Source organism: Anoxybacillus amylolyticus (assembly GCF_001634285.1).
GTDB classification, from domain to species: domain Bacteria; phylum Bacillota; class Bacilli; order Bacillales; family Anoxybacillaceae; genus Anoxybacteroides; species Anoxybacteroides amylolyticum.
In genome coordinates this window covers 1,576,688-1,599,123 of sequence record NZ_CP015438.1, presented here as the reverse complement: position 1 = coordinate 1,599,123, position 22,436 = coordinate 1,576,688, and the positions used below count along the sequence as shown (strand labels likewise).

The 22,436-nt window shown below is 42.4% G+C and carries 19 protein-coding genes; 6 read left to right on the top strand and 13 right to left on the bottom strand.

Translation table 11 applies throughout. From position 1 onward, the window contains the following. Positions 1-76 precede the first annotated feature (76 nt). The 4 genes from GFC30_RS08150 to GFC30_RS08135 all read right to left on the bottom strand — a co-directional run bounded on the left by GFC30_RS08150 (position 77) and on the right by GFC30_RS08135 (position 9,163). Positions 77-3,427: a trifunctional glycoside hydrolase family 18/polysaccharide deacetylase/glycosyltransferase family 2 protein gene (locus GFC30_RS08150; RefSeq protein WP_066324166.1), complete on the bottom strand. Its 3,351-nt coding sequence runs from the start codon at positions 3,425-3,427 to the stop codon at positions 77-79. Between the two features lie 430 nt (positions 3,428-3,857). Beyond that, positions 3,858-5,252, bottom strand: coding sequence for an amino acid permease (locus GFC30_RS08145; protein ID WP_066324163.1), 1,395 nt, complete (start codon positions 5,250-5,252; stop codon positions 3,858-3,860). Between the two features lie 364 nt (positions 5,253-5,616). After that, positions 5,617-6,951 (bottom strand): APC family permease, encoded by a 1,335-nt coding sequence (locus GFC30_RS08140; protein ID WP_066324161.1) that lies wholly within the window; start codon positions 6,949-6,951, stop codon positions 5,617-5,619. 529 nt (positions 6,952-7,480) lie between these two features. Further along, on the bottom strand, positions 7,481-9,163 hold the full coding sequence (locus GFC30_RS08135) for a methyl-accepting chemotaxis protein (RefSeq protein WP_066324155.1): 1,683 nt from the start codon (positions 9,161-9,163) through the stop codon (positions 7,481-7,483). Between the two features lie 193 nt (positions 9,164-9,356). Between GFC30_RS08135 and GFC30_RS08130 the strand changes: the two genes are divergently transcribed. Continuing rightward, positions 9,357-11,909 (top strand): EAL domain-containing protein, encoded by a 2,553-nt coding sequence (locus tag GFC30_RS08130; RefSeq protein ID WP_066324152.1) that lies wholly within the window; start codon positions 9,357-9,359, stop codon positions 11,907-11,909. 32 nt (positions 11,910-11,941) lie between these two features. Here the strand turns inward: GFC30_RS08130 and glpK are convergent, their stop codons facing one another. From glpK to GFC30_RS08110, 4 genes are all read right to left on the bottom strand, one after another. Then, a complete protein-coding gene (gene glpK, locus GFC30_RS08125) occupies positions 11,942-13,432 on the bottom strand; it encodes a glycerol kinase GlpK (RefSeq protein ID WP_066324150.1) in 1,491 nt (496 codons plus the stop codon). Between the two features lie 19 nt (positions 13,433-13,451). Continuing rightward, complete coding sequence (locus GFC30_RS08120; RefSeq protein WP_066324147.1) at positions 13,452-14,273, bottom strand: MIP/aquaporin family protein; 822 nt, start codon at positions 14,271-14,273, stop codon at positions 13,452-13,454. A 142-nt stretch (positions 14,274-14,415) separates the two neighbouring features. After that, positions 14,416-14,838, bottom strand: a complete 423-nt coding sequence (locus GFC30_RS08115) for a sporulation protein (protein WP_066324144.1) — start codon at positions 14,836-14,838, stop codon at positions 14,416-14,418. 177 nt (positions 14,839-15,015) lie between these two features. Further along, positions 15,016-15,267 carry a hypothetical protein gene (locus GFC30_RS08110; RefSeq protein ID WP_066324142.1) on the bottom strand — a complete coding sequence of 84 codons (252 nt, stop codon included), beginning with the start codon at positions 15,265-15,267 and terminating at the stop codon, positions 15,016-15,018. A gap of 315 nt (positions 15,268-15,582) precedes the next feature. Between GFC30_RS08110 and cspD the strand changes: the two genes are divergently transcribed. After that, a complete protein-coding gene (gene cspD, locus GFC30_RS08105) occupies positions 15,583-15,783 on the top strand; it encodes a cold-shock protein CspD (protein ID WP_027408825.1) in 201 nt (66 codons plus the stop codon). A 210-nt stretch (positions 15,784-15,993) separates the two neighbouring features. Continuing rightward, complete coding sequence (locus GFC30_RS08100; RefSeq protein ID WP_066324140.1) at positions 15,994-16,248, top strand: DUF2564 family protein; 255 nt, start codon at positions 15,994-15,996, stop codon at positions 16,246-16,248. A 27-nt stretch (positions 16,249-16,275) separates the two neighbouring features. Here the strand turns inward: GFC30_RS08100 and GFC30_RS08095 are convergent, their stop codons facing one another. Then, positions 16,276-16,485, bottom strand: coding sequence for a zinc-finger domain-containing protein (locus GFC30_RS08095; protein WP_066324139.1), 210 nt, complete (start codon positions 16,483-16,485; stop codon positions 16,276-16,278). Then, on the bottom strand, positions 16,478-17,158 hold the full coding sequence (locus GFC30_RS08090; protein WP_066324137.1) for a ribonuclease H family protein: 681 nt from the start codon (positions 17,156-17,158) through the stop codon (positions 16,478-16,480). The genes GFC30_RS08095 and GFC30_RS08090 overlap by 8 nt, the downstream gene beginning before the upstream one ends. A gap of 183 nt (positions 17,159-17,341) precedes the next feature. Between GFC30_RS08090 and GFC30_RS08085 the strand changes: the two genes are divergently transcribed. Further along, positions 17,342-18,259 carry a DMT family transporter gene (locus GFC30_RS08085; RefSeq protein ID WP_066324134.1) on the top strand — a complete coding sequence of 306 codons (918 nt, stop codon included), beginning with the start codon at positions 17,342-17,344 and terminating at the stop codon, positions 18,257-18,259. A 28-nt stretch (positions 18,260-18,287) separates the two neighbouring features. Here GFC30_RS08085 and GFC30_RS08080 read toward each other — a convergent pair whose 3' ends face one another. Beyond that, positions 18,288-18,563 (bottom strand): DUF6123 family protein, encoded by a 276-nt coding sequence (locus GFC30_RS08080; protein ID WP_066324132.1) that lies wholly within the window; start codon positions 18,561-18,563, stop codon positions 18,288-18,290. 57 nt (positions 18,564-18,620) lie between these two features. Continuing rightward, positions 18,621-19,082 carry a divergent PAP2 family protein gene (locus GFC30_RS08075; RefSeq protein WP_066324125.1) on the bottom strand — a complete coding sequence of 154 codons (462 nt, stop codon included), beginning with the start codon at positions 19,080-19,082 and terminating at the stop codon, positions 18,621-18,623. A gap of 72 nt (positions 19,083-19,154) precedes the next feature. Here GFC30_RS08075 and sspL point away from each other — a divergent pair, with 72 nt between their 5' ends. Continuing rightward, entirely contained in the window at positions 19,155-19,289 is a 135-nt protein-coding gene (gene sspL, locus GFC30_RS08070; protein WP_066324123.1) for a small, acid-soluble spore protein L, read from the top strand. Between the two features lie 82 nt (positions 19,290-19,371). Here the strand turns inward: sspL and acnA are convergent, their stop codons facing one another. After that, a complete protein-coding gene (gene acnA, locus GFC30_RS08065; protein WP_066324122.1) occupies positions 19,372-22,083 on the bottom strand; it encodes an aconitate hydratase AcnA in 2,712 nt (903 codons plus the stop codon). Between the two features lie 202 nt (positions 22,084-22,285). Between acnA and sspO the strand changes: the two genes are divergently transcribed. Then, a complete protein-coding gene (sspO, locus tag GFC30_RS08060) occupies positions 22,286-22,435 on the top strand; it encodes a small acid-soluble spore protein SspO (protein WP_066324115.1) in 150 nt (49 codons plus the stop codon). Position 22,436 lies beyond the last annotated feature (1 nt).

Sequence of the window (22,436 nt, the reverse complement as noted above, 5' to 3'; positions counted from 1 at the left end):
CTACGTCCATCGTATGCGAAATGTGAATCACTCTTTAGCAGCAGTTGTAACTATTCACGTAGCTATCGGCATCACATTAAGAAATAGATTTTTCGTTTTGTCCAAGCGATTGCGCGACACTACCGAGTCGTTTTAGCTTATTCCATCCCACTTCTATTCCTTGAATGGCAGAAAGTATAGATTTGATAACAACGTAAGTCATTAACTGGCGATAAGCAAACCGTTGCACCATTAACCAAAGCAGCGGTTTCGGATTTTCTCTTTCCAACCAAAAGGCAAAGAGCGACGCAAGCATGTCAATAACAAAGAATAAAAGATAAAATCCTAACACTTTTAACGGATGGCTACTAAACAATCCAATCACCATTAATACATCCGCAAACGGGGAAACGGATTGCGAAAAAAACTGGAATATCCACATATTTGGCAAAGCAATAAATCCTAATGATTTATGCTTTACATTAAATAGCGCTTTTCGATGTTTCCATAAGCACTGTAACGTACCGTATGACCAGCGATATCGCTGCTTAATGAGACTTTTTACATCTTCTGGCGATTCGGTATAGCCATACGCTTTATCTTCATAAACAATCCGATACCCTTGGCGCAAAAGCGTTAAAGTAAGATCCGTGTCCTCTGCTAGTGTGTCTTCACTTAAATACCCTGCTTCTTTCACAAGCTGTTTTCGCCATGCTCCAATGGCGCCTGGCACGACTGTAATACAGTTCAACTCATCGAATGCTCTCCGCTCTAAATTAAATCCTGTAATATATTCAATATGTTGCCATGTAGTTAATAGATTTCGCCGGTTCCCTACTTTCACATTTCCCGACACAGCAGCGACATGAGGATCTGCAAAATGACGAACCATCAACGAGATCGCGTTAGACGCAAGAATCGTATCCGCATCTAATGAAACAACAATATCCCCGCGCGCTTCTTGGAATCCTCGATTCACCGCGGATGATTTCCCGCCATTTTCTTTCTGGATTAAACGAACGTTACGGTGCTCATTACTGATTTCTTGCACGACTTTTGCCGTACTGTCCTGTGATCCATCATCTACAACAATTATTTCCAACTCTGGATAGTCACTGTCCAAAATCGAGCGAATGGCTTTACCAATGACTTTTTCTTCATTATACGCGGCTATAACAACACTTACGAAAGGCTGGTAATCCGTGATAGAACGAGATGTATCCCTTCTTTTTTGCTTAAACGAAAAGTACATTAAAAATAAGAAACGGAAAATTCCTAGTCCAATCGTCACGTAAAAAATCGTTGTTAATACTTTTGTAAAATACTCCATTCCTGAAAAAACCGCTCGGTCATATGGCAACCACGACGCATCATAGGAAAAAACACTCGGCATTACATCTTCACGTTTTTTTCCTAATAACTCAGAAATGGTAACAAAGCGATACCCATGCTCTTTCAGATCTTTAATAATCATCGGCAACGCTTCTACCGTATGCGTACGATCGCCTCCCGCATCATGAAGAAGAATCACATTCCCTTCCCCATTATAAATAGGCGTCAGCACACGCTTTACTAGTTCATTCGTGGCTGGCTGCGTCCAGTCTTCAGGATCCACTTTTTCTCCAACCATAATATAATTCATCTTTTGCGCCCGCAAAATCGGTAATATCTCACTCGCTAAATAAGGCTCCGCATCCGCTTCATACGGTGGTCGAAACAAAACGGTAGAATGGCCAGTGATTTCTTGAATAAGCCGCTGGGTCGTGTTTAGTTCTAACTTTGTACGCAGCGGGGACGTATAGGCAATATTCGGATGCGTAAACGTATGATTGCCTATCTCATGCCCTTCGTTATACATTCTTTTAATAATATCAGGGTACTCCTCTGCATTTTCTCCGACGATAAAAAAGTCCGCTTTTACATCAAATTGTTTTAAGATGTCGAGAATTTCTGGCGTATATTTAGGATCTGGACCGTCATCAAATGTTAAGACTACTTGTTTTCCTTTCGGTTGTCCGTACCGTTGAACTTCGTACGATGATGGGAAAGACTGATACACTTCATCGGCAAGGTACCCATCTTTATCTACTTGAAATCCTCTTGAACCATTTCGGCCGACGTCTGTAATTCTTAAAATTTCTCCTTGTCCAGAATAGTTGACCCGGTCGGTGCTAGGAATTTTATGCAGCAGGCTTATATGACTTTGTATCTTTCCACAGTCCTTTAACAGATCCCACACCGTCGGATCTTCTGAGCCTAATCTCCAGAGCGCAAATCCTTTCGTCCCATTCTCCGACGCCATTTTCATTTCATTATAGAAAGTCACGCTATCTAAAAACCAAACGATATGCTTGTCCTCTCCATCTTCATATTGAACATACGGGTTCCCACTTAGTTTATCCCACTTAATTTTTAAATTAGAATCATGCGCCATCTCCATAATGTCAGAGAAAATGAGCGACGTAGCCGGGGCTTTGCTGCCGATCGTCCAGTCATACCCATAGTTCCCGAGAGAAACAATCAGCTTTTCTGCAGGGATCGGTAAATGTTCGAGTGTATGTTGAACCCAGTCAGCGGAAGCAATCGGTCCTGGCTCCCCTCCTGCATAATGTTCGTCATACATCATGACCATTAGGCGATCTACTTCTTTGGATAATGCGCTATAATCAAAGGCACGATCATCCGCTGGCACATCTTGTGTCACAAGCAAATGGTGTTGATGAAACACATGAGCAAGCTCTTGTATAAATTTCGTTAATGCCTCTCGGTCTTTCTTAGGGATGGATTCAAAGTCGATATTAACACCTGCGAATTGGTTTACCTCCATTTGTTTTTCTAAATCATCGATAAATTGCTTTTGTTTATCCACAGGGGCATGCAACAACCGATCGACCGTAGTGCCATCTGGTCCGGCGTCTTTTTGGGTAAAATTGTTGATTAAAGGCATGATTTTTACATTATTTTCTTTTGCCAATTCCATAATATCAGGTTTAATCTCGCTAGCAATAGTTAAATCTGTGTTCACATGATACCATTCTGGCACTAATACCGTTAATGAACGAATGTGCTCTTTTAACGAAGTCGTGCTATTTTCATCCCAGTTTACATAAAAACCATAGACTTCATTAGGCGCATCGCTACCTGCTCTTCGCTTCCAATGGTTCAGATGATGAAAATGTTTAAACTTTTCTATTTTCAACTCTTCCTGTAGCTGCAAATAACTAAGTTTTTCATCTATTGATATGATTTTTTTATATGCATTCGGAAATAACTTTGCGTACGGAAGGTTTATCGGCGAAAAAATACTCCGAAAGAAAGCGTAAAAAACAACGGCGGCAACGATAATTGCCAAGCAAAGAAACGATTTAAAAATTATCTTCCTCCTTCCTTTCGCATCATAAAAAATAAAGCGAGGCACTGCTTCTTGTTGATGCATGTCCTTTTTCATCTGAGCTCCACTCCTTTTTTCGGCAAAAATAATTCGAACTAGCTTACTACTAAGCCATTCGTTTTGCTACACGTTCGTATAAAATAATCCCCACATTCTCGTGTATATCACTAATCGAATGAAAATAGCAAGTAGGATTGATTCCGATTTAGTTAATATTTCATGAGAAAACTATAAAATGAATTTAATGTATACGTAGGAGGGAAGGTTAAAATAAAGAGGGAACACGCGCACCATAACCACCAAAAAATAAGGGGCGCTGCGCAAACAGCTTCCCCTAGTCAAGTTGTGAGCTTCTTCCGTAAGATCCGTCTGGCTCGCCAATTCCTTCGCTCCCCCCGCTTCGCTTCGAAGGGAGAGAGGAATCAGTTAGAGTGATAAAATTTTTGGCGCTACTTGCGTCAAACAGAGAAGCAAACGTTTCTTATTATTAGTTATTTTCCGCTAACGTACTTTTTCTCTTCCCGTACACTGCGTAAATAATCAACCCTACAGCCATCCAAACGATAAAGCGAATCCAAGTAATTTGCGGAAGGCTGATAATTAAATAAATAGAAAATCCAATTCCAATTAAAGGAATGAACGGAACAAACGGCGTTCTAAATTTTCTTTCCAACTCTGGTCGTTTTACCCGCAATACAATGACAGCTGAACAAATGAGTACAAACGCGGATAGTGTTCCAATGTTCACCAATTCAGCTACTTCGCTAATAGGAGTAAGTCCTGAAACGATTGAAGTAATAACACCGATAATTACCGTTGGTCGGTAAGGCGTTTTGTATTTCGGATGCACTCGCATAAACCATTTTGGCAATAAACCGTCGCGGCTCATCGCAAACCATATACGTGAACCTGCAAGCATAAACGAGAATAAAACAGACAAAATTCCCGCAATAGCAGCAGCTGAGATAATTAACGTAATCCACTTCAATCCGACATCGCTGAACACTTTCGCAACAGGGGCTGCGTTATTGAGAGTATGGTACGGAGCCATACCAGTGATAACGAGCGACATCGCCACATATAAACATAGTGCCACAGCCAGCGATAAGACGACAGCGATTGGTAAATCACGCTGCGGATTTTTCGCCTCTTCTGCCGCTGTCGTTAACGTGTCGTAACCAAAGACGGCAAAAAACACAAGAGCAGCTCCACTCATTACACCATGGAAACCAAAAGGCATAAAAGGATGCCAGTTGGCCGAATCAACATAAAAACTACCGACCGCAATCACGACTAAAATAACACTTAATTTAATAATAACCATGAGATTGTTAAATTTAGAACCCCATTCAATCCCAAAATAGAGCAGTGCGGAAATTCCAAGACTAACTAACACAGCAATTAAATCCACTTTATGTCCTGCTCCGGTTCCTGGAGCTCCTTGCGCCCATACAGGAAGCTGTACACCAATATGGTGAAGAATTTCTTGCATGTAACCGGACCAACCGATTGCTACGACAGCGACAACTAATGTATATTCAAGTAATAAATCCCATCCGATTAGCCATGCTGCCCCTTCCCCTAATACCGCATAACTATATGTGTAAGCGCTTCCAGAAACGGGTATTAAACCAGCAAACTCTGCGTAACATAGCGCAGCTGCTGCACTAGCAAGTCCAGCGATAATAAAAGACAAAACAACCGCAGGCCCTGAATGTTCAGCGGCAGCTACCCCTGTTAACACGAAAATACCTACCCCAATAATCCCCCCTAAACCAATTGCGGTCAGTTGCCATAATCCTAACACTCGATTAAGCCCCGTGTTTTTTACCCCTTCTCGTTGCAATTGGTCGATAGACTTCTTCCTAAAAAAAGCATTCATTGACGTGTTCTCCTCCCCTTTTGTTGCCATTTTTATAACCTGAATAGGTTTGAAGTTATTCTATCATAAGAGAATGTGTTTTGAAAAGAGTATAAATATACAATATTGAAACAAAAATTAATGATCATCTCATGAATTAAAAACTAAGATTTTTTAGTATATATTGCGGATTAACCGAAATATTTTTTGTTTATATTTATTCAATTTATTTATAAAAAGTATATTTTTCAGAAAATAAAAACATATTTATAACATAACTTTTTTGTGAATATTCACAAAATTTAAAGTTGACGAGCACATAATTTATGATGCCGCTTAATCAAAAGGTTCAGACGCTCTGTCTGAACCTTCCATCAGTTGACGTTTAACTTACTTTTCGATTCGCAACACTATGATTCTTCCCTTTCATTTTCCAATATACAGGCAACCCGATAAACATAATGACGAACGAAAACACCGCATCGGTCGGGGAATACATGAGCGTGCTAACAATAATGTAGGCTGTGCCGACAATGGCGACAATCGGCGTCAGTGGATACAACGGAACTTTATATAGATCATCTCCATATTTCCCGTGTTTACGAAGTAAAAATACCGCGTAAAAAGACATGCCGTAAAATAGCATCACCGCAAAAATAGCCATATCCGTCAACCTGTCCGGATTCCAAAACACCATCATCAATAAAGCAATCGCTACTTGCAGCACCGTCGCTCCAGTTGGCGTCTTCAATGTTGGGTGAATGCAGGAAAAAATTTTCGCCCCTGGAAGAAGCCCTCGTTCCGCCATTGCGAAAGGAACGCGCGGGAACGTAAGAATTTTCCCATTTAAACACCCAAAGATCGAAATTAAAATACCGACCGCCAAAATTTTTCCGCCAACCTCTCCGAACAATAATGCCGCTGCCGTCGATGCAGCGTTCGGACCGAGTGCCACGATTTTCTGGGCAGGCAATACGTGAAGCAAGGCAATATTGACAGACAAATAAGCAATAATAACGATAAAAAGTCCCGAAATAATCGCTCGTGGAAGATTTTTTGCAGGGTTTTTCATTTCTCCCGCCATAAATCCGACGTTCATCCAGCCGTCATACGCCCAAAGCGTGGCTAAAATCGCCGCGCCCATACTCATATGTTGCACACTGCTACTTTCGACGTTAAAAACCGCTGCGTTGCCTTTCAAAAGCCCAAATGTCGCAATCAATACAATCGGAATCAATTTTCCAATCGTCGAAGCGGTTTGAACAAATCCGCCTAAATGCGTCCCCAACATATTCAACAACGCAAGCAAAATAACCGTGAAAATCCCAATAATAATATTGCTATTTTCCGGAAAGTTAAAAAAATCAGCCATCAATGTTCCAAAATAAAGCCCAAGAGCACCAATAACTGCCGGTCCATAAACAACGGTTTGCACCCAACCGCATAAAAATCCCCATGTTTTTCCGTACACTTCTTCGATATACGTGTATAATCCACCGGTCTTTGGAATATTTACACTTACTTCCGCCATCGTCAATCCGCTTGCAAGGGTAATAATCCCGCCAATCACCCAAGCCAAAAGCGCCATATTAGAATTCCCGGTCGCTGATAACACAACCCCCGGCTTCATAAAAATACCGGAACCTATCACCGTCCCAATAACTAACGACGTCGAAACGAAAAAACCTATGTTTCGCTTTAATTGCATATCTTTTTCCATTCTCCTGTCCCCCTTATGTGTACAAATGTATTTTTGTATTGCAAGGATTATATCATATAGATTGCATAAAAATAATTTTTCAAAATTATTTTATTATTAGTAATTTAATATTTTCCTCGTTCACCCTCTTTAAAAACTACTTTTCACAAAATAAATAAAAATCAGAAATTTTGTTTTTTATTATATTACAAAAATAAAACTTCACACTTTTCCTGTCGCAATAAATGACAGAAAAAAATGAAGGTATGTTTTATATGACAAATGAATAAGTGTAAATACCTGTCGTGGTATATAAATACGCATTGAAGTGTTACCATTTTTCGACTGTCGGTCGACCGAACAACACCGCTCCCAGACAAATGAATTTGTCTGGGAGGCGGCTCGTTGTGCGGTTCTCTGTCACGCGAACGCGTGACGCAGGCAAGCCTTTGGCTTGCCTCCGACAGTCAAAAAAAATAAGTTAAACTCCCATTGCATGTATATAGTTCTAACCCAGATGATTTAAATAAGACTGCCCTTATAGGCAGCCTTATACCTTAAATTGACGAACCGTTTGTTGCAAATGATCGGAAATTGCGCTAAGCTGCTGAGCAGTAGCGGCAATTTCTTGGGCAGACGCCGTTAATTCTTCTGTAGAAGCCGTCACTTCTTCAGTTGCAGCAGAGTTTTCTTCTGCCACTGCACTAATTTGTTCCACTTTTCCAATGACGCCATCTTTCGCCTTCACAATTTCCCCTATCGCTTCATCTGTCCGCTTTAAAAGTGGAGCAATTCGGCTAATGGAGTCAAGAATATCGCCAAACGAGCGAACTGTCTTTTCGACCGCAGTTGTTTGCTCATGGATACACTGTTGTACTTGTTGCGACGTACCTGTTACATCGGCTGCATCTGTTTGAATGGAAGAAATGAGTTTCGTGATTTCTTCTGTTGACGCTTTAGCTTGCTCCGCGAGTTTTCGCACTTCATCTGCAACAACCGCAAATCCTTTTCCAGCTGCTCCAGCACGCGCCGCTTCAATCGCCGCGTTTAGCGCCAATAAGTTCGTTTGTTCAGAAATCGTGGAAATCATTTCGGTGATATGGCTAATTTGTTCCACTGATTTTGTTAAATTCGCTACTTTTTCCACGACTACATCAAATGCCTGTTTCATTTCGTCAATCGCTGCAATAAGCGCGTCCATTTCCTGCTTGCCGATATCTGCTTTATTGACTGTGCGAACCGTCTCCTCTTTCACTTTTCCCAGTTCAACGTACACATTTTCCACTTTTTGTGTTAAGTACGCAAGAGAATGTACAATTTCTGTCAAATCGTTCGCTTGATTAGTCGCCCCTTCTGCTACTTGCTGCATCGTTGAGGCCACTTCTTCGGTAGAGGCGGACATTTGCTCGGACGTCGCGGCAAGCGTCCCTGCTTGATTTCCAACTTCGACTGATTGTTGTTGAATATTAGCAAGTGCTTGTTGCATTTTTGTTTGCAATTCAGCCAATGCTCTCGTCATTTCTCCAAATTCATCATTCGAAGCAAGCAATCGGGTTGGAAATTCGGTTGTAAAATCTCCTTGTGACATCGTGTTCATATATCTTTTCGCCGTATGCAGCGGCTTAATAATTCGAGAAGTAATAAGGAAATAGTACAACCCGACGCCAAAGGCTAAAGAAGCAAGTGAAATAATAACGATTTTCCAAATTACAGCATTCACATCTTTGTTCACGACTTCTTGCGGGATTCCCACAAAAAACATACCGATCACATTGCCGCTATCATCTTTAATTGGCAAGTAACTTGTAATGTAAGGGGTACCAACCACATCCGCTTTTCCGATATAATGATGCCCTTTTTTCAGCACCTCTTGCGCGACTTCTGGGGCTGCTTTGGTGCCAACTTGCCGTTGACCATCTTTTTCAATAGTTGTCGCTATTCGTTCGTCCCCAAGGAAAATCGTACTATCGGTATGAGCTGTTTGTTTTACATAATCGACAAGCTCATTATTTTCCCTTATTTTCATTTCCCCTTTATATAGTTCGCCACCTTTTAATTGCCAACTGCCTTCGTATTTTGTGTCGATCAATTGTAATGCCATCTGCGCATCCATGCTAATAACTTTATGGGCAATTAACGATTGGAATTGAAAATAAATGATGGCATTAATTATTGCAATAAGGGCAACTACTGTTAACACATACATGGATACAATTTTCCCTCGTGTTTTCAACTTGACTCCCTCCTATTTTCGCATGTGAATCAATAAACATTTCTCATTTTAACAAAAAATAACAAACTATGCATTCATTTTTTATTGTATAATAAAAGGTGATTACACACGATTTTTTTCGACAAAATTCGAGTCATACATGGTAGTATAGTATCATAAATAGCTATATTTTCATAGAATGGAGTTGCTACTTATGCATCAATCGCCGTATGTCCCATTTTATTTTTGGATGCCTGCGATGCAATTTATTTTAGACATAGATGGATTTATATTAGACGTGAATGAATTTGCCGCTCGTTATTTAGGATACCGACGGGACGAGCTCATCGGCAAACATGCATTAATCGTTGTCCATCCTCGTGACAAAGAAAAAGTAAACGAACAAATAAGCAAACTTCACGATTATGAACTAGGGCGAATCTATAGCTTCGAATTTAGAAAAATGAAAAAAAACGGTGAAATAGTGTATGTACAAGAAAACATGTGCCGCGCAACAACTGAAGACGGGCACACGATTTTCCTTGCTTCTTGTCATAATATTTCCGCAGAAAAAAAGGCAAAAGAACTGTTGGCAGGTCAAAAAAAAATTTTAGAATTAATTGCTAAAGAAATGCCCCTTGTTGATATTTTAACGGAAATCACTCATACCGTAGAACAAATTCGACCAGAAATCGTTTGTTCGATTTTACTATTGAACGAGGATACGAATCGGCTTTATCATGGTGCGGCTCCTAGTTTGCCACAAGATTATGTGGAAGCGATAAACGGTTTTTGCGTTGGTCCAGACGTTGGCTCATGTGGCGCAGCCGCATTTCGACAAGAATTAGTTGTCGTTGCAAATATTGAGACAGACCCACTTTGGCAAAATTATAAAGAAGTTGCATTGAAATACGGGTTGCGGGCTTGTTGGTCTGTTCCTATTTTTTCATCCAAAAAAATCGTCCTAGGAACCTTCGGGATTTATCATTATACTTCTTGTGAACCTAATGAAGAAGATATGGAAATTATTTATACGTTTTCTTCCTTGGCCGGTTTAGCAATTGAACAAGCGAAAATCAAAGAAGAGTTGCAAGAAAGTCGCCAGCACTATCAATCGTTGTTTGAATATAATCAAGATGCTGTTTTTTCCCTCCATTCCGATGGAACATTTTTTGCTGTGAATCGTGCAGCTGCACAAATGACAGGGTATCCTCGCCACGAATTGCTAAAAATGTCTTTGCATGATTTAGTAGTGCCTGACGATTTACCAAAAATTCTAGAGGCGTTGATCGATACGTCCGAAGGATATGCTCGTCATCTCGATTTTCGCATCCGACATAAAAAAGGAACTTTTTTATACGTCAGTGCTACTCCTGTTCCCATTTGGATAAATAAAAGTGTCATAGGAGTATCGATTATTGCAAAAGATGTAACTGAAAGAGTGGAACAGGACAAGCGAATTCAACAACTTGCTTATTATGATCCGTTAACAGGGCTAGCGAATCGGCGATTGTTTTACGACAACGTATGGAAGTGGGTTACAAAAGCAAAACAAACGAAAAAAACGGTTGCATTATTATATATGGATATTGATCGCTTTAAATATGTGAACGATTCACTTGGTCACAGCATAGGAGACCGTATATTACAAGCGGTGGCTTCGCTTATTCAAGAAAAGGTAGCAGAGAAAGGGACTGTTGCCCGCATGAGCGGTGACGAATTTACAGTGGTGTTACCAAATCTCGATTATCAGCACGAAGCAATCGATGTAGCGAAAAGTATTTTGCGTACTTTTCAAGAGCCAATTCGAATTGGTGAACTAGATTTGTTTCTTACTTCTAGCATTGGCATTGCGTTTTATCCGCATCATAGCGATGATGTAGATACATTAATTCAATACGCCGACATGGCGATGTATGAGGTGAAAAGAAAAGGAAAAAATGACTATTTTGTATACGAACCTCGACTGCTAGAGCAAAAACTGCCAAACTTGATATTATTGAATGATTTGCATAAATCGATTCAAAATAACGAGCTTTCTGTTGTTTATCAGCCAATCGTTGATGTGCAAACAAGAAACGTACAGGCAATGGAAACACTTGTTCGTTGGTACCATCCTGTGCACGGTCAAGTTTCTCCCGGACAGTTCATTTCTTTGGCAGAAGAAACAGGGTTTATCGTTTCCATCGGAGAATGGGTATTGCGCCAGGCTTGCGAGCAACATAAAATGTGGTGTGAACTAGGGCTTCCACCAATTCGAATTGCTGTAAATATTTCGGTAAAAGAGTTGCTCGATCCCCATTTTGCCAAACGAATTGAATGGATTTTAGAGGAAAAACAAATGTCTCCACAATGCTTAGAGCTAGAAATTACCGAAAGTATGATGATTTACAACGAATCGGTCATTTTGGCAAATTTACAGCGGATGAAAGAAATGGGCGTTCGTCTTGCGATTGATGATTTTGGAACTGGCTATTCGTCGCTTGCTTACGTCAAGCGATTAGAAGTCGATACGGTGAAAATCGATCAATCGTTTATTGCGGATTGCCCGCACTCATATTACGGAAGCGTCATTACCAATACGATTATTTCACTGGCGCACCATTTAGGGATGAATGTCATTGCAGAAGGGGTGGAAAATTTAGAGCAGCTTCGCTACTTAGAAGAAAAAGGATGCCAAGAAGCACAAGGGTATTTGTTCAGTGTTCCGCTTCGCGCGGAAGAAGCCACGCGGTTATTATTTCATGGAATTCGTCATCTAACATAAAGAGGAGGTCAAAACTGACCCCCTCTTTCTATTTATTTGAATGCCATTGCGGCTTTGACGGCTTTTTTCCAGCCTTCATATAAAGCCGATTGTTGGTTGCTCGGCATTTGTGGTTCAAACGCACGCTCTAATTGCCATTGAATGGAAATTTCTGAGCGGTCTTTCCAGTAACCGACGGCAAGCCCGGCTAAATAGGCAGCGCCAAGCGCAGTTGTTTCGTTAATGACTGGGCGCTCAACCGGCACACCGAGAATGTCGCTTTGAAATTGCATAAGGAAATTATTTTTCACCGCGCCGCCATCGACACGCAACGTTTTTAACGAAATGCCGGAGTCCGCTTCCATGGCGGTGAGCACATCTTTCGTTTGATAAGCGAGCGATTCTAATGTCGCACGGATAAAGTGTTCTTTTGTTGTACCCCGCGTGAGACCGAACACGGCACCACGTACATCGCTATCCCAATATGGCGTTCCTAAACCGACAAAAGCTGGAACGACGTATACGCCGTCCGTCGAATGGACTTTTTCTGCATACGCTTCGCTATCTTGCGCTTGCTTAATCATACGCAAGCCGTCACGTAGCCATTGAATGGCTGAGCCAGCGACGAAAATACTGCCTTCTAACGCATATTCGACTTTTCCGTCAATGCCCCATGCAATCGTTGTCAATAAGCCATGCTGCGATTGTACGGCTTTTTCGCCTGTGTTCATTAACATGAAGCAGCCCGTACCGTACGTATTTTTTGCCATTCCTTCTTCAAAACACGCTTGACCGAACAGCGCTGCTTGTTGGTCGCCTGCCGCTCCGGCAATTGGAACTTCTTGACCAAAGAAATGGTACGGAACCGTTTTAGCGTATATTTCCGAAGATGGGCGCACTTCTGGAAGCATCGATTTCGGAATGTCTAAAATAGCAAGAATTTCGTCGTCCCATTTTCGTTCATGAATGTTAAATAAAAGTGTTCGCGACGCATTGGAGTAGTCCGTGACATGGGCTTTTCCGCCAGAGAGTTTCCAAATGAGCCACGTATCAATCGTTCCGAACAATAAATCCCCTTTTTCCGCTTTCTCCCGCGCTCCTTCGACGTTGTCTAAAATCCATTTCACTTTCGTTCCCGAGAAATAAGCGTCAATTAATAAGCCTGTTTTGGCACGGAATAGCTCATCATAGCCTTGTTGCTTCAACTGCTCGCAAATGCCAGCCGTTTGCCGAGATTGCCAAACAATGGCGTTATAAACCGGCAAGCCAGTATGTTTATCCCAAACAACGGTCGTTTCGCGTTGATTCGTAATACCAATAGCAGCGATTTGCTCTGGTTTTACCACAGCCTCTGACAACACTCCGGCAATAACCGCTAAAATCGAACCCCAAATTTCATTCGCATCATGCTCCACCCAACCTGGTTTTGGAAAATGTTGCGTAAATTCTTTTTGCGCAACATGCACAATCTCTCCTTTTCGGTTAAACAAAATCGCCCGTGAACTCGTCGTCCCTTGATCTAACGCAAGAATATATTGCTCCATTAAAAATCTCCCCCTTTGTTTACATGAACGTTTTTTTGGATGTTTTATAGGCAGCCTTTCCTTGTTGGATAAAGGCAATTGCTAACACAATGACAAGTGCAGTAAGCACATACCAAAATATTGCAGTCATTTGTCCTAAAAAAACCGCTTTGTAAAATAATCCACCGAACGAGCCGCCAAGCACCGGACCTATAACCGGAATCCATGCATACGACCAATTCGAAGAACCTTTTCCCGGAATCGGCAACAAGAAATGAGCAATACGCGGACCTAGATCACGAGCCGGGTTAATGGCATAACCAGTCGTTCCCCCAAGCGACAAGCCGATACCAACAATGAGAAATCCAACAATAAATGGATTGAGTCCATCAGTAAACTTATTGGCGCCAATTGCTAAAATTCCTACAACAAGGATAAAAGTACCGATGATTTCACTTAACAAATTGGCAAACGTATTAGGGATGGCTGGACCTGTTGAAAACACACCGAGTTTCACCCCAGGATCCTCTGTTTCTTTCCAGTGCGGTAAGTAGTGAAGAAATACTACGGTTGCTCCAATTATCGCTCCAAGAAATTGGGCTACAATATACTTCGGTACATTCGCCCATGGAAAGTCACCGTTAAACGCAAGTGCCAGCGTAACAGCCGGATTTAAATGGGCACCACTGAACTTTCCAACCGCATAAACAGCGATTGCAACTGCCATTCCCCATCCCATCGTAATGACGATCCAACCGGAATTTTGCGCGAACGATTTTTTCAAACTCACCCCCGCGCAAACTCCACCCCCAAAAATGATAAGCAATGCGGTGCCGACAACCTCGGCAACAAATGGTGTCATCTTTCATTCCCCCTTTGTTTTTTTGTGACAAAAAGACAAAGACCCACACATCTCCTCCATTCTAGGGGAATATGTGTGAGTCTCCGAATCTCCGCCACATTTGTTAACTTGTTTATAATGATAAGCTGTTTTGTAAGCGTTGTCAATATAAATTCTTAAATTTTTTCTCTTTTGGCACAATTCGAATATAGTCAAAATCGAGCGTATCGATGGCGTCTTCAATATGCAAGCGAGTAATAAACCGATACGAAACACCCGGCTGTGACGGCACTATTTCCTCTGGAAGACGGTAACGAAACGGCAATACTTTCGTCTCCTCTTCTTTGATTATAAATTCCCCCATCACTGGAATTGTCGCAATCACGGTATCTTCTTCTTTCCCATTGCGCACCGTTTTGCAAACGAACGCCACATCAAGCCTTTCAATTTTCTGGTCGACCGTTCCGCCGCGAATATAAAGCTCTCCTTCCATCACATCTCCCGGCTGTAATACATGTTTATTTAAACGTAAGTCGACATAGGCCGAACCGACACCTAATTTTGACATCATTTTTCGCAACAACATATTTCTTCACCTCTTGTCTATCTCTTATTCATCATACGCATGAAACAACCATACGTTTCACTCATTCAAAAAAAGAGAAAAAGACCTATGCCTTTTTTGGCAAAGGTCCGTTAAAATGATAACGCTTTCAACATGGCTTACCTATAATTTATTCCATCATCCCCCATTTGTCAACCGTTATTCGTAGACATTTTCATTTTCGATCACATAGTCGACCCGAATCACCGGTATATCATGGTTTTCTACTTCCGCCACAATTAATCCAATATGATCGTTATAAATCCCGAACGCCTGTTGCCCTTTTTTAAACGCCGTTTCTCCATAAGAAAGCACAGCATGGTAAAGTTTATGGTCATCCGCATATTGCGCTTTTACTTTTTTCCCTAAATGGATAATCACTTCTTTTCCGTTAATCATTCCGCGATACATATAACCCCTCCTCTCTTATTACCAATGTATGTCATCCGTTAACTACTCATACATATTTATTCTACAACTTCCCGTCATTTCCCTGCTGTTCAAACGAATGCTAAAAAATTTGCAAATTTTTTCTGAATTTCATTTGCTTTTCCTTGACGATGTCGTTTCATTAGTGTATAGTAAAGACATCATTTAACAGAATATATCTCAAACGATACAGCACGAAGCACTCACCTTAGACCGCTGTGGAGTATATTCCGTTATTTGATAAAAATTTTTAAGCTAGCCGTAAGGTGCTAAAGGTATTAGGAGGAATTAAGTATTATGCAAAACGGTAAAGTAAAATGGTTTAACAATGAAAAAGGCTATGGGTTCATCGAAGTAGAAGGCGGAGCGGACGTATTCGTTCACTTCACAGCAATTCAAGGTGAAGGTTATAAAACGTTAGAAGAAGGTCAAGAAGTTTCTTTTGAAATTGTTCAAGGAAACCGCGGACCACAAGCGGCGAACGTCGTAAAATTATAATTAAGCGCTCGTTGACATATAAAGGCGCCCGCCTATTGGCGAAGGCTCGCTCGCATAACGGAACCATTAGGGGCGATAGCGCCTAAAAACATATAGGCAAGACGAGATTAGGCTGGCATATGCCAGCCTTTTTCTTATGGAATTTTTACCACAATTGCCATACATATTTTCGTGCTCGCAACAAACACTATTCGCTAGGAGGTGTGTGTAATGGAACTTCACACTGGCTACAATGATCTGAAACAGCTTGACATGTTTGTTGAAACAGCGCAAAAAATGGTCGGCACGGCAACGATGAGCCTCGACCACGACATGCTAGAAGGCGCCAAACAAGCAATCGCCAACGCGTACGACCAACTAGCGCGCATTCGAAGCAAGCAAACGGGCGTCGATGACTCATTCCTCGCTAAATGCGAACAACGATTGCGACAAGCTGAGCATCAACTAAACGAGGCGATGCAATAAAAAGGCTGCCCGCTATGGTCAGCCTTTTTATCGCGAAACCGCCAATAACATTTCTCCGTATCCTTTTATCTTTTCCCCAACCGTACACTGCGTAATACAAAATGATTGTGCGTACGTTTTTCCAACTTCTTTGCGAAACGTAGTTTTTAGAAAACACCCTTCGCAATACGAATGATGGAGATCATTTAGTTTTTCGAGTATTTCTTTTCGTTTCAAAAGCTTTTCTTCTTTACTCATGGCCGTCGTTCCCTTTCTTTGCAAGCTCGATCGTACTCGTAATCATTTTCCCCTCGAGCGCTTGGCTCGCGAGCTGATCCGCCTCTTTGTTTTGTTTGCGCGAAATTGGCTCATAAATCGGCTGAATGCCAAGCTCGTTTAGTTTCTCCTCGATGCGGTCAAGCCATGCAATCGAATCTTTTTCAAAGCACGGCCACGTCCCTGACAACTGATTAAGTACCACGTGGGAGTCACCCCGAAAAATAACTGGCAAATGATGTACACCAATTTCTTCTAATACTTGAACCAAAAACCAAAATGCTGCATACTCTGCCTCGTTATTCGACGCTAGTTGCCCTAGCCGGCGATTGGTCCGCAGACGATACGACTGATGGTTTTGTTTGTAATAAACAACGGCACCCACCCCTGCCTCTCGCGTTTCCTTATCAAATCCCCCATCAAAATAAGCAACAATATCATGCGGCTCTGTTTCAATTTCTTGTAATAGTTTTACTAATTCTTTTTTCGTCCACTCGGTATTGCGCCGGTCAATAAACACTAATTCCTTCACACGCCCCGTTCTTTCAAAGTCTTCCGCTAATAAAAGCGCCTTTTCCACGGGGAGAAGGTCAGAAGTTAATACCACTTCTTGTTTTTTTAGCGTTATGTACGTCCACTGAATAATTACGTCCACTTTTTGTCATCCTTCCACCATCATTCTTCTTTTTATTATACAACAAACCTTTCCCGAACATAACAACTCCCCCGCTTTTGGAAAAAAGGATGGAAATTTTTCGAAAATGATGGTAAAGTAACAATAGTTTCACTTAGACCTGAATCTATATTTTGTTATTAATGTATATGAAAGGGATGGGAAATGAAAAAACAATGGGTTGCTGATGTTAGCCTGCTTGCAGTTGCATTTGTCTGGGGAGCGACGTTTGTCGTAGTACAAAACGCGATTTCTTTTTTGCCACCGCTTTCGTTTAATGCTGTTCGGTTTTGGCTAGCAGGAATTTTTCTGCTTGTTTGGGCATGCCTCTTTCATCGCCCGCTGCTTCGGTTGGTCAACCAACCCGTACTCATTGCTGGAGGATGGATGGGCATTTGGCTTTTTGGCGGCTATGCGTTGCAAACGATTGGATTGCTATATACAACGTCCGCAAACGCAGGGTTTATTACGGGGTTGAGCGTCGTTATCGTTCCGTTTCTTGCCTTCCTTTTTCTAAAACAAAAACCGACCACCAACGCCGTGCTTGGGGCGATGATGGCGACGGTCGGCTTATATTTTTTAACGATGAATAACGGAGAATGGTCGGTCAATCGCGGCGATTTATTCGTCTTTTTTTGCGCCATCTCGTTTGCCTTCCATATTGTCATTACGGGAAAATATGCCAGTCATTATCCAGCACTATTATTAACGATCGTGCAAATTTTTACTGTTGCCGTGATGTGTTCTATTTTGGCGGTTCTGTTTGAAGAACCAACATGGAATCATGCTGTTTTCGCACGCAAAGAAGTATGGACAGCACTTCTCGTTACGTCGCTTTTCGCTACTGTCGCTGCCTTTTTAACTCAGACGAATTTTCAAAAATATACGACCCCTGCCCGCGTCGCTCTTATTTTTTCCATGGAACCAGTATTTGCCGCGATCACTGCTTATCTTTGGGCAAACGAGCGGCTTTCAACATTCGACCTCATCGGCTGTAGCAGCATTTTAGTTGGTATGGTCATCGCTGAACTTCCGCTTTCCTTATGGATAGAAAAGCGGCGAAAAAACGAGCTCACTTTATAAACCATCCTCGCATCGCCGGAGGATGGTTTTATTCGTTAATAAATCCTTTTTCTTTCATAAATAAACGCGCTTGTTGGCGCGTTATAATTTGCTGTTGCTTCCACTCCTCTAACAAAGCAAGAAAAAAACTTCCGTCAAATTGACGTTGCACTTTCAACGTCCACTCAAGCGCGATAATCGTCAGTTCGTCGCTTGCTTGTGTATACTGTTGTCCAAACTGCACGAAACGAAATACGTCTTTGTCTAGACGAAAGCCTTTGCTTTCAAGAAACTCAAAATATTGCGCAACTGTTTGCTTCCTCATGCTCTTTCTCCTGATTCATGTAGTCGCTTTCATCTTATCGTATTTTTTCCACGTTGGCTAGCTTTTTCGAGCGAATACATACGACAGAAAGCCTGTTGCCATCCCAAATAATGCCCCGCCAACGACTTCGATTGGTTGATGGCCAAGCCGTTCACGAAGGCGTGCTTGCTTTTTCTCATATAACGTTTCTTTCGGGTTTTGTTCAAGGCGCATTACGTCTTCTGCTAATTCGTTAAGGCGAATCGCCAACTCCCCTGCTTGCCGCCGCACCCCTTGAGCGTCATACATGACGATTAATCCAAAGAGAGCGGCAAGTGCAAAATCAATTGTTCGCATCCCACGCTCCAACGCAATAAACGTTGCTAGTGATGAAACGCCTGCCGAGTGAGAGCTTGGCATTCCACCAGTTTCAAAAAAATACCTCCAACACCACTTTCCTGTCTCCCATTTTTTCAGCGGGATTTTTAAAAATTGCGCAAAGGCGATCGCCCACAATGCTGTTTTTAACGCACGATTCATTGCCTTCTCCCCCTTTCTTAAACATAGTTTTTTCATCGACAGGCAACCATATCCATAAGGGGGGTGAAAACAATGGCGAAAAATGGTGGGAAAAATCGTGGAACGAAAGCGCTAGGCGTTAATCCACAAGGGCTCGGACAAGACGGATGGACACCTGATCCAAAAAGCGAATTAGAAAATGCAGCAAAACGAAGCAATAAAAAGTAGCACGAGTGTTGATTATATACATGCAACTGGTAACTTATGTTTTCTAACCAAAAGGGTGCCCAACAAGGACACCCTTCTGCATTTATTTCTGATGCAATTTTTCGCGCAATACCATTTGTAAAATACCGCCGTGACGGTAGTAGTCAATCTCGACTTCGCTATCGAAGCGGACGAGCACTTCGAATTCTTTTTTGTTGCCTGCTTCGTCAGTTGCCGTTACTTTCACATAATCGCGCGGTTTGACGTTCTCATCAATATGGATTTCGAACGTTTCTTTGCCAGTAAGCCCAAGCGTTTCTGCGTTTTCCCCATCTTTAAATTGCAACGGCAACACACCCATCAAGACGAGGTTCGAGCGGTGAATGCGCTCAAAGCTTTCCGCAATAACCGTTTTAATGCCTAACAAGAACGTCCCTTTTGCTGCCCAGTCGCGAGAGCTACCCATTCCATAGTCTTTGCCCGCGATGACAACAAGCCCTGTACCTTCTTGTTTATATTTCATGCATGCATCGTAAATGGACATTACTTCGCCTGTTGGCCAGTAAGTTGTATATCCGCCTTCTGTGCCTGGCGCGATTTGGTTGCGAATGCGGATGTTCGCAAACGTCCCGCGCATCATCACTTCGTGGTTGCCACGGCGAGAACCGTAGGAGTTGAAATCTTTTGGATCGACGCCTTTCGAAATGAGATATTGTCCTGCCGGCGTATTTTTGCCGATCGATCCAGCTGGTGAAATATGATCCGTTGTGACAGAGTCGCCAAATTTACCGACAACGCGCAAGCCTGTAAGCGGTTGTACTTGGCGAACTTCTGGAGACAGCCCTTCAAAGAACGGCGGATTTTGAATGTACGTCGAATCCTCGTCCCATTGATAAAGTGGTTCGTCCGTTGTTTCGATCGCATTCCAACGTGCATTGTCATCAAACACGCGCTTATATTCTTTGCGGAACAACTCTGGTGTGACGGTTTGTTTCACGACTTCTTTTACTTCTTCCGTCGTTGGCCAAATGTCATTAAAGTATACGGCATTGCCGTCTTTATCTTTGCCGATCGGCTCATTTAACAAGTCGATATCGACCGTGCCAGCTAGAGCGTATGCAACGACAAGCGGCGGCGATGCTAAATAGTTGCCTTTTACAAGCGGATGAATCCGTCCTTCAAAGTTACGGTTACCCGAAAGAACGCTTGTCACAAGCAGGTCGTTTTCGGCAATCGCTTTTTCTAATTCAGGCGCAAGCGGACCGGAGTTGCCGATACATGTCGTACAACCGTAACCAACGATGTTAAAACCGATTTGTTCTAAGTACGGAAGCAAGCCCGAATCTTTTAAGTATCCTGTGACGACTTTTGATCCTGGTGCGAGCGATGTTTTGACGTATTTCGGAACTTTCAATCCTTTTTCTACCGCTTTTTTCGCCACTAAGCCAGCACCGATTAACACGTAAGGGTTCGATGTGTTCGTACAGCTTGTGATTGCGGCAATCGCGATCGCACCCGTTTTCATTGTCACTTCTTCGCCGTTTAACGTCACGGTCAGTTCTTTATCGAGATCCGCTTCTGTTAAGCCGAAGCCTTGGTTTCCTTGCGGTGCTTTTACCGCTTCACGGAACGATTCTTTCATTTTTGAAAGCGGAATTAAATCTTGTGGACGTTTCGGACCAGAAAGATTTGCTTCAATATCAGACAAGTTGATTTCCACCACATCTGTAAACAATGGCTCTTCTGCGTCCGGCGTATAAAATAAGCCGTTTGCTTTGCAGTATGCTTCGACGACTTGTACATGGTGTTCTTCACGGCCTGTTAAGCGCAAATAGTCCAGCGCTTCTGCATCGACCGGGAAGAAGCCGCATGTTGCCCCATACTCTGGCGCCATGTTTGCGACCGTCGCACGATCTGCTAAAGGCAACGTCGCAACGCCTGGTCCGAAAAATTCAACGAACTTGCCGACGACACCTTTTTTACGAAGCACTTGCGTGACTTTTAACGCAAGGTCAGTAGCGGTCGTTCCGTTTGGCAACTTTCCTGTTAAGCGAACACCAACCACTTCTGGCACTGGGAAGTAAGAAGGTTGTCCAAGCATTCCTGCTTCTGCTTCAATCCCACCAACGCCCCAGCCAAGTACGCCGATCCCGTTAATCATCGTTGTATGGGAGTCTGTGCCAACAAGCGTATCTGGGAACACTTCGTATTCCCCGTTCTCTCCTTCTACCGCATGAACAACGCTTGCTAAATATTCTAAGTTTACTTGGTGAACGATCCCTGTTGCTGGTGGAACTGCACGATAGTTGTTAAACGCTTTTTGCGCCCATTTTAAAAATTTGTAGCGCTCTGCGTTGCGCTCAAATTCTAAGTTCATGTTGTACTCTAGCGCATCGTCTGTTCCGGCTTTGTCGACTTGCACCGAGTGGTCGATGACAAGGTCGACCGGAATTTCTGGATTAATTTCGTACGGGTCACCACCAATATCTGCCATTGCTTTACGCATCGAAGCTAAGTCAACGACTGCTGGCACACCTGTAAAGTCTTGTAAAATAACGCGTGATGGCTTAAATGGAACATCGATGTCTTTTAATTCCGATGTCCCCCATTTTGCCAAGTTTTCGACATGCTCTTTCGTAATGACACGACCGTCTACTTGGCGAAGGACGGACTCCAACAATACTTTAATGGAATAAGGCAGACGAGAAATGTTGCCAATTCCCGCTTCTTCAAGCGCTTGCAAACGGTAGTAATTGTATTTTTTACCGTTTACGTCAAATGAAGCGCGGGCGTTGAATACATCTTGCTTTACCATATGTATACCCCCTCAGTTCATACTATACTACTTTTTCGCTCATTCGTCGAAAAAATAGTACGAATTCTCCCAAAACCCGTAAAATTGGTACGCTTTTATCTTATTATAAGCCACTATGAATTGTAAATAATTATTCCCCCGTTTCTTACGCAAAAGAATAAATTTTCCTTGTAGCTGCAAACTACTAGCGGAGGTGAATCGAATGGGAAAACGAAAAGCAAACCACATCATTCCAGGGATGAACGCTGCGAGCGCACAAGGAATGGGGGCCGGCTATAACGAAGAATTTTCGAACGAACCGTTAACAGAGGCACAACGGCAGAATAACAAAAAAAGAAAAAAGAATCAATAAT

Coding starts and splice junctions, on each gene's coding strand:
- GFC30_RS08150 (WP_066324166.1), bottom strand. CDS start 3,427: ATGAAAAAGGACATGCATCAACAAGAAGCAGTGCCTCGCTTTATTTTT.
- GFC30_RS08145 (WP_066324163.1), bottom strand. CDS start 5,252: ATGAATGCTTTTTTTAGGAAGAAGTCTATCGACCAATTGCAACGAGAA.
- GFC30_RS08140 (WP_066324161.1), bottom strand. CDS start 6,951: ATGGAAAAAGATATGCAATTAAAGCGAAACATAGGTTTTTTCGTTTCG.
- GFC30_RS08130 (WP_066324152.1), top strand. CDS start 9,357: ATGCATCAATCGCCGTATGTCCCATTTTATTTTTGGATGCCTGCGATG.
- glpK (WP_066324150.1), bottom strand. CDS start 13,432: ATGGAGCAATATATTCTTGCGTTAGATCAAGGGACGACGAGTTCACGG.
- GFC30_RS08120 (WP_066324147.1), bottom strand. CDS start 14,273: ATGACACCATTTGTTGCCGAGGTTGTCGGCACCGCATTGCTTATCATT.
- GFC30_RS08115 (WP_066324144.1), bottom strand. CDS start 14,838: ATGTTGTTGCGAAAAATGATGTCAAAATTAGGTGTCGGTTCGGCCTAT.
- GFC30_RS08110 (WP_066324142.1), bottom strand. CDS start 15,267: ATGTATCGCGGAATGATTAACGGAAAAGAAGTGATTATCCATTTAGGG.
- cspD (WP_027408825.1), top strand. CDS start 15,583: ATGCAAAACGGTAAAGTAAAATGGTTTAACAATGAAAAAGGCTATGGG.
- GFC30_RS08100 (WP_066324140.1), top strand. CDS start 15,994: ATGGAACTTCACACTGGCTACAATGATCTGAAACAGCTTGACATGTTT.
- GFC30_RS08095 (WP_066324139.1), bottom strand. CDS start 16,485: ATGAGTAAAGAAGAAAAGCTTTTGAAACGAAAAGAAATACTCGAAAAA.
- GFC30_RS08085 (WP_066324134.1), top strand. CDS start 17,342: ATGAAAAAACAATGGGTTGCTGATGTTAGCCTGCTTGCAGTTGCATTT.
- GFC30_RS08080 (WP_066324132.1), bottom strand. CDS start 18,563: ATGAGGAAGCAAACAGTTGCGCAATATTTTGAGTTTCTTGAAAGCAAA.
- GFC30_RS08075 (WP_066324125.1), bottom strand. CDS start 19,082: ATGAATCGTGCGTTAAAAACAGCATTGTGGGCGATCGCCTTTGCGCAA.
- sspL (WP_066324123.1), top strand. CDS start 19,155: ATGGCGAAAAATGGTGGGAAAAATCGTGGAACGAAAGCGCTAGGCGTT.
- acnA (WP_066324122.1), bottom strand. CDS start 22,083: ATGGTAAAGCAAGATGTATTCAACGCCCGCGCTTCATTTGACGTAAAC.
- sspO (WP_066324115.1), top strand. CDS start 22,286: ATGGGAAAACGAAAAGCAAACCACATCATTCCAGGGATGAACGCTGCG.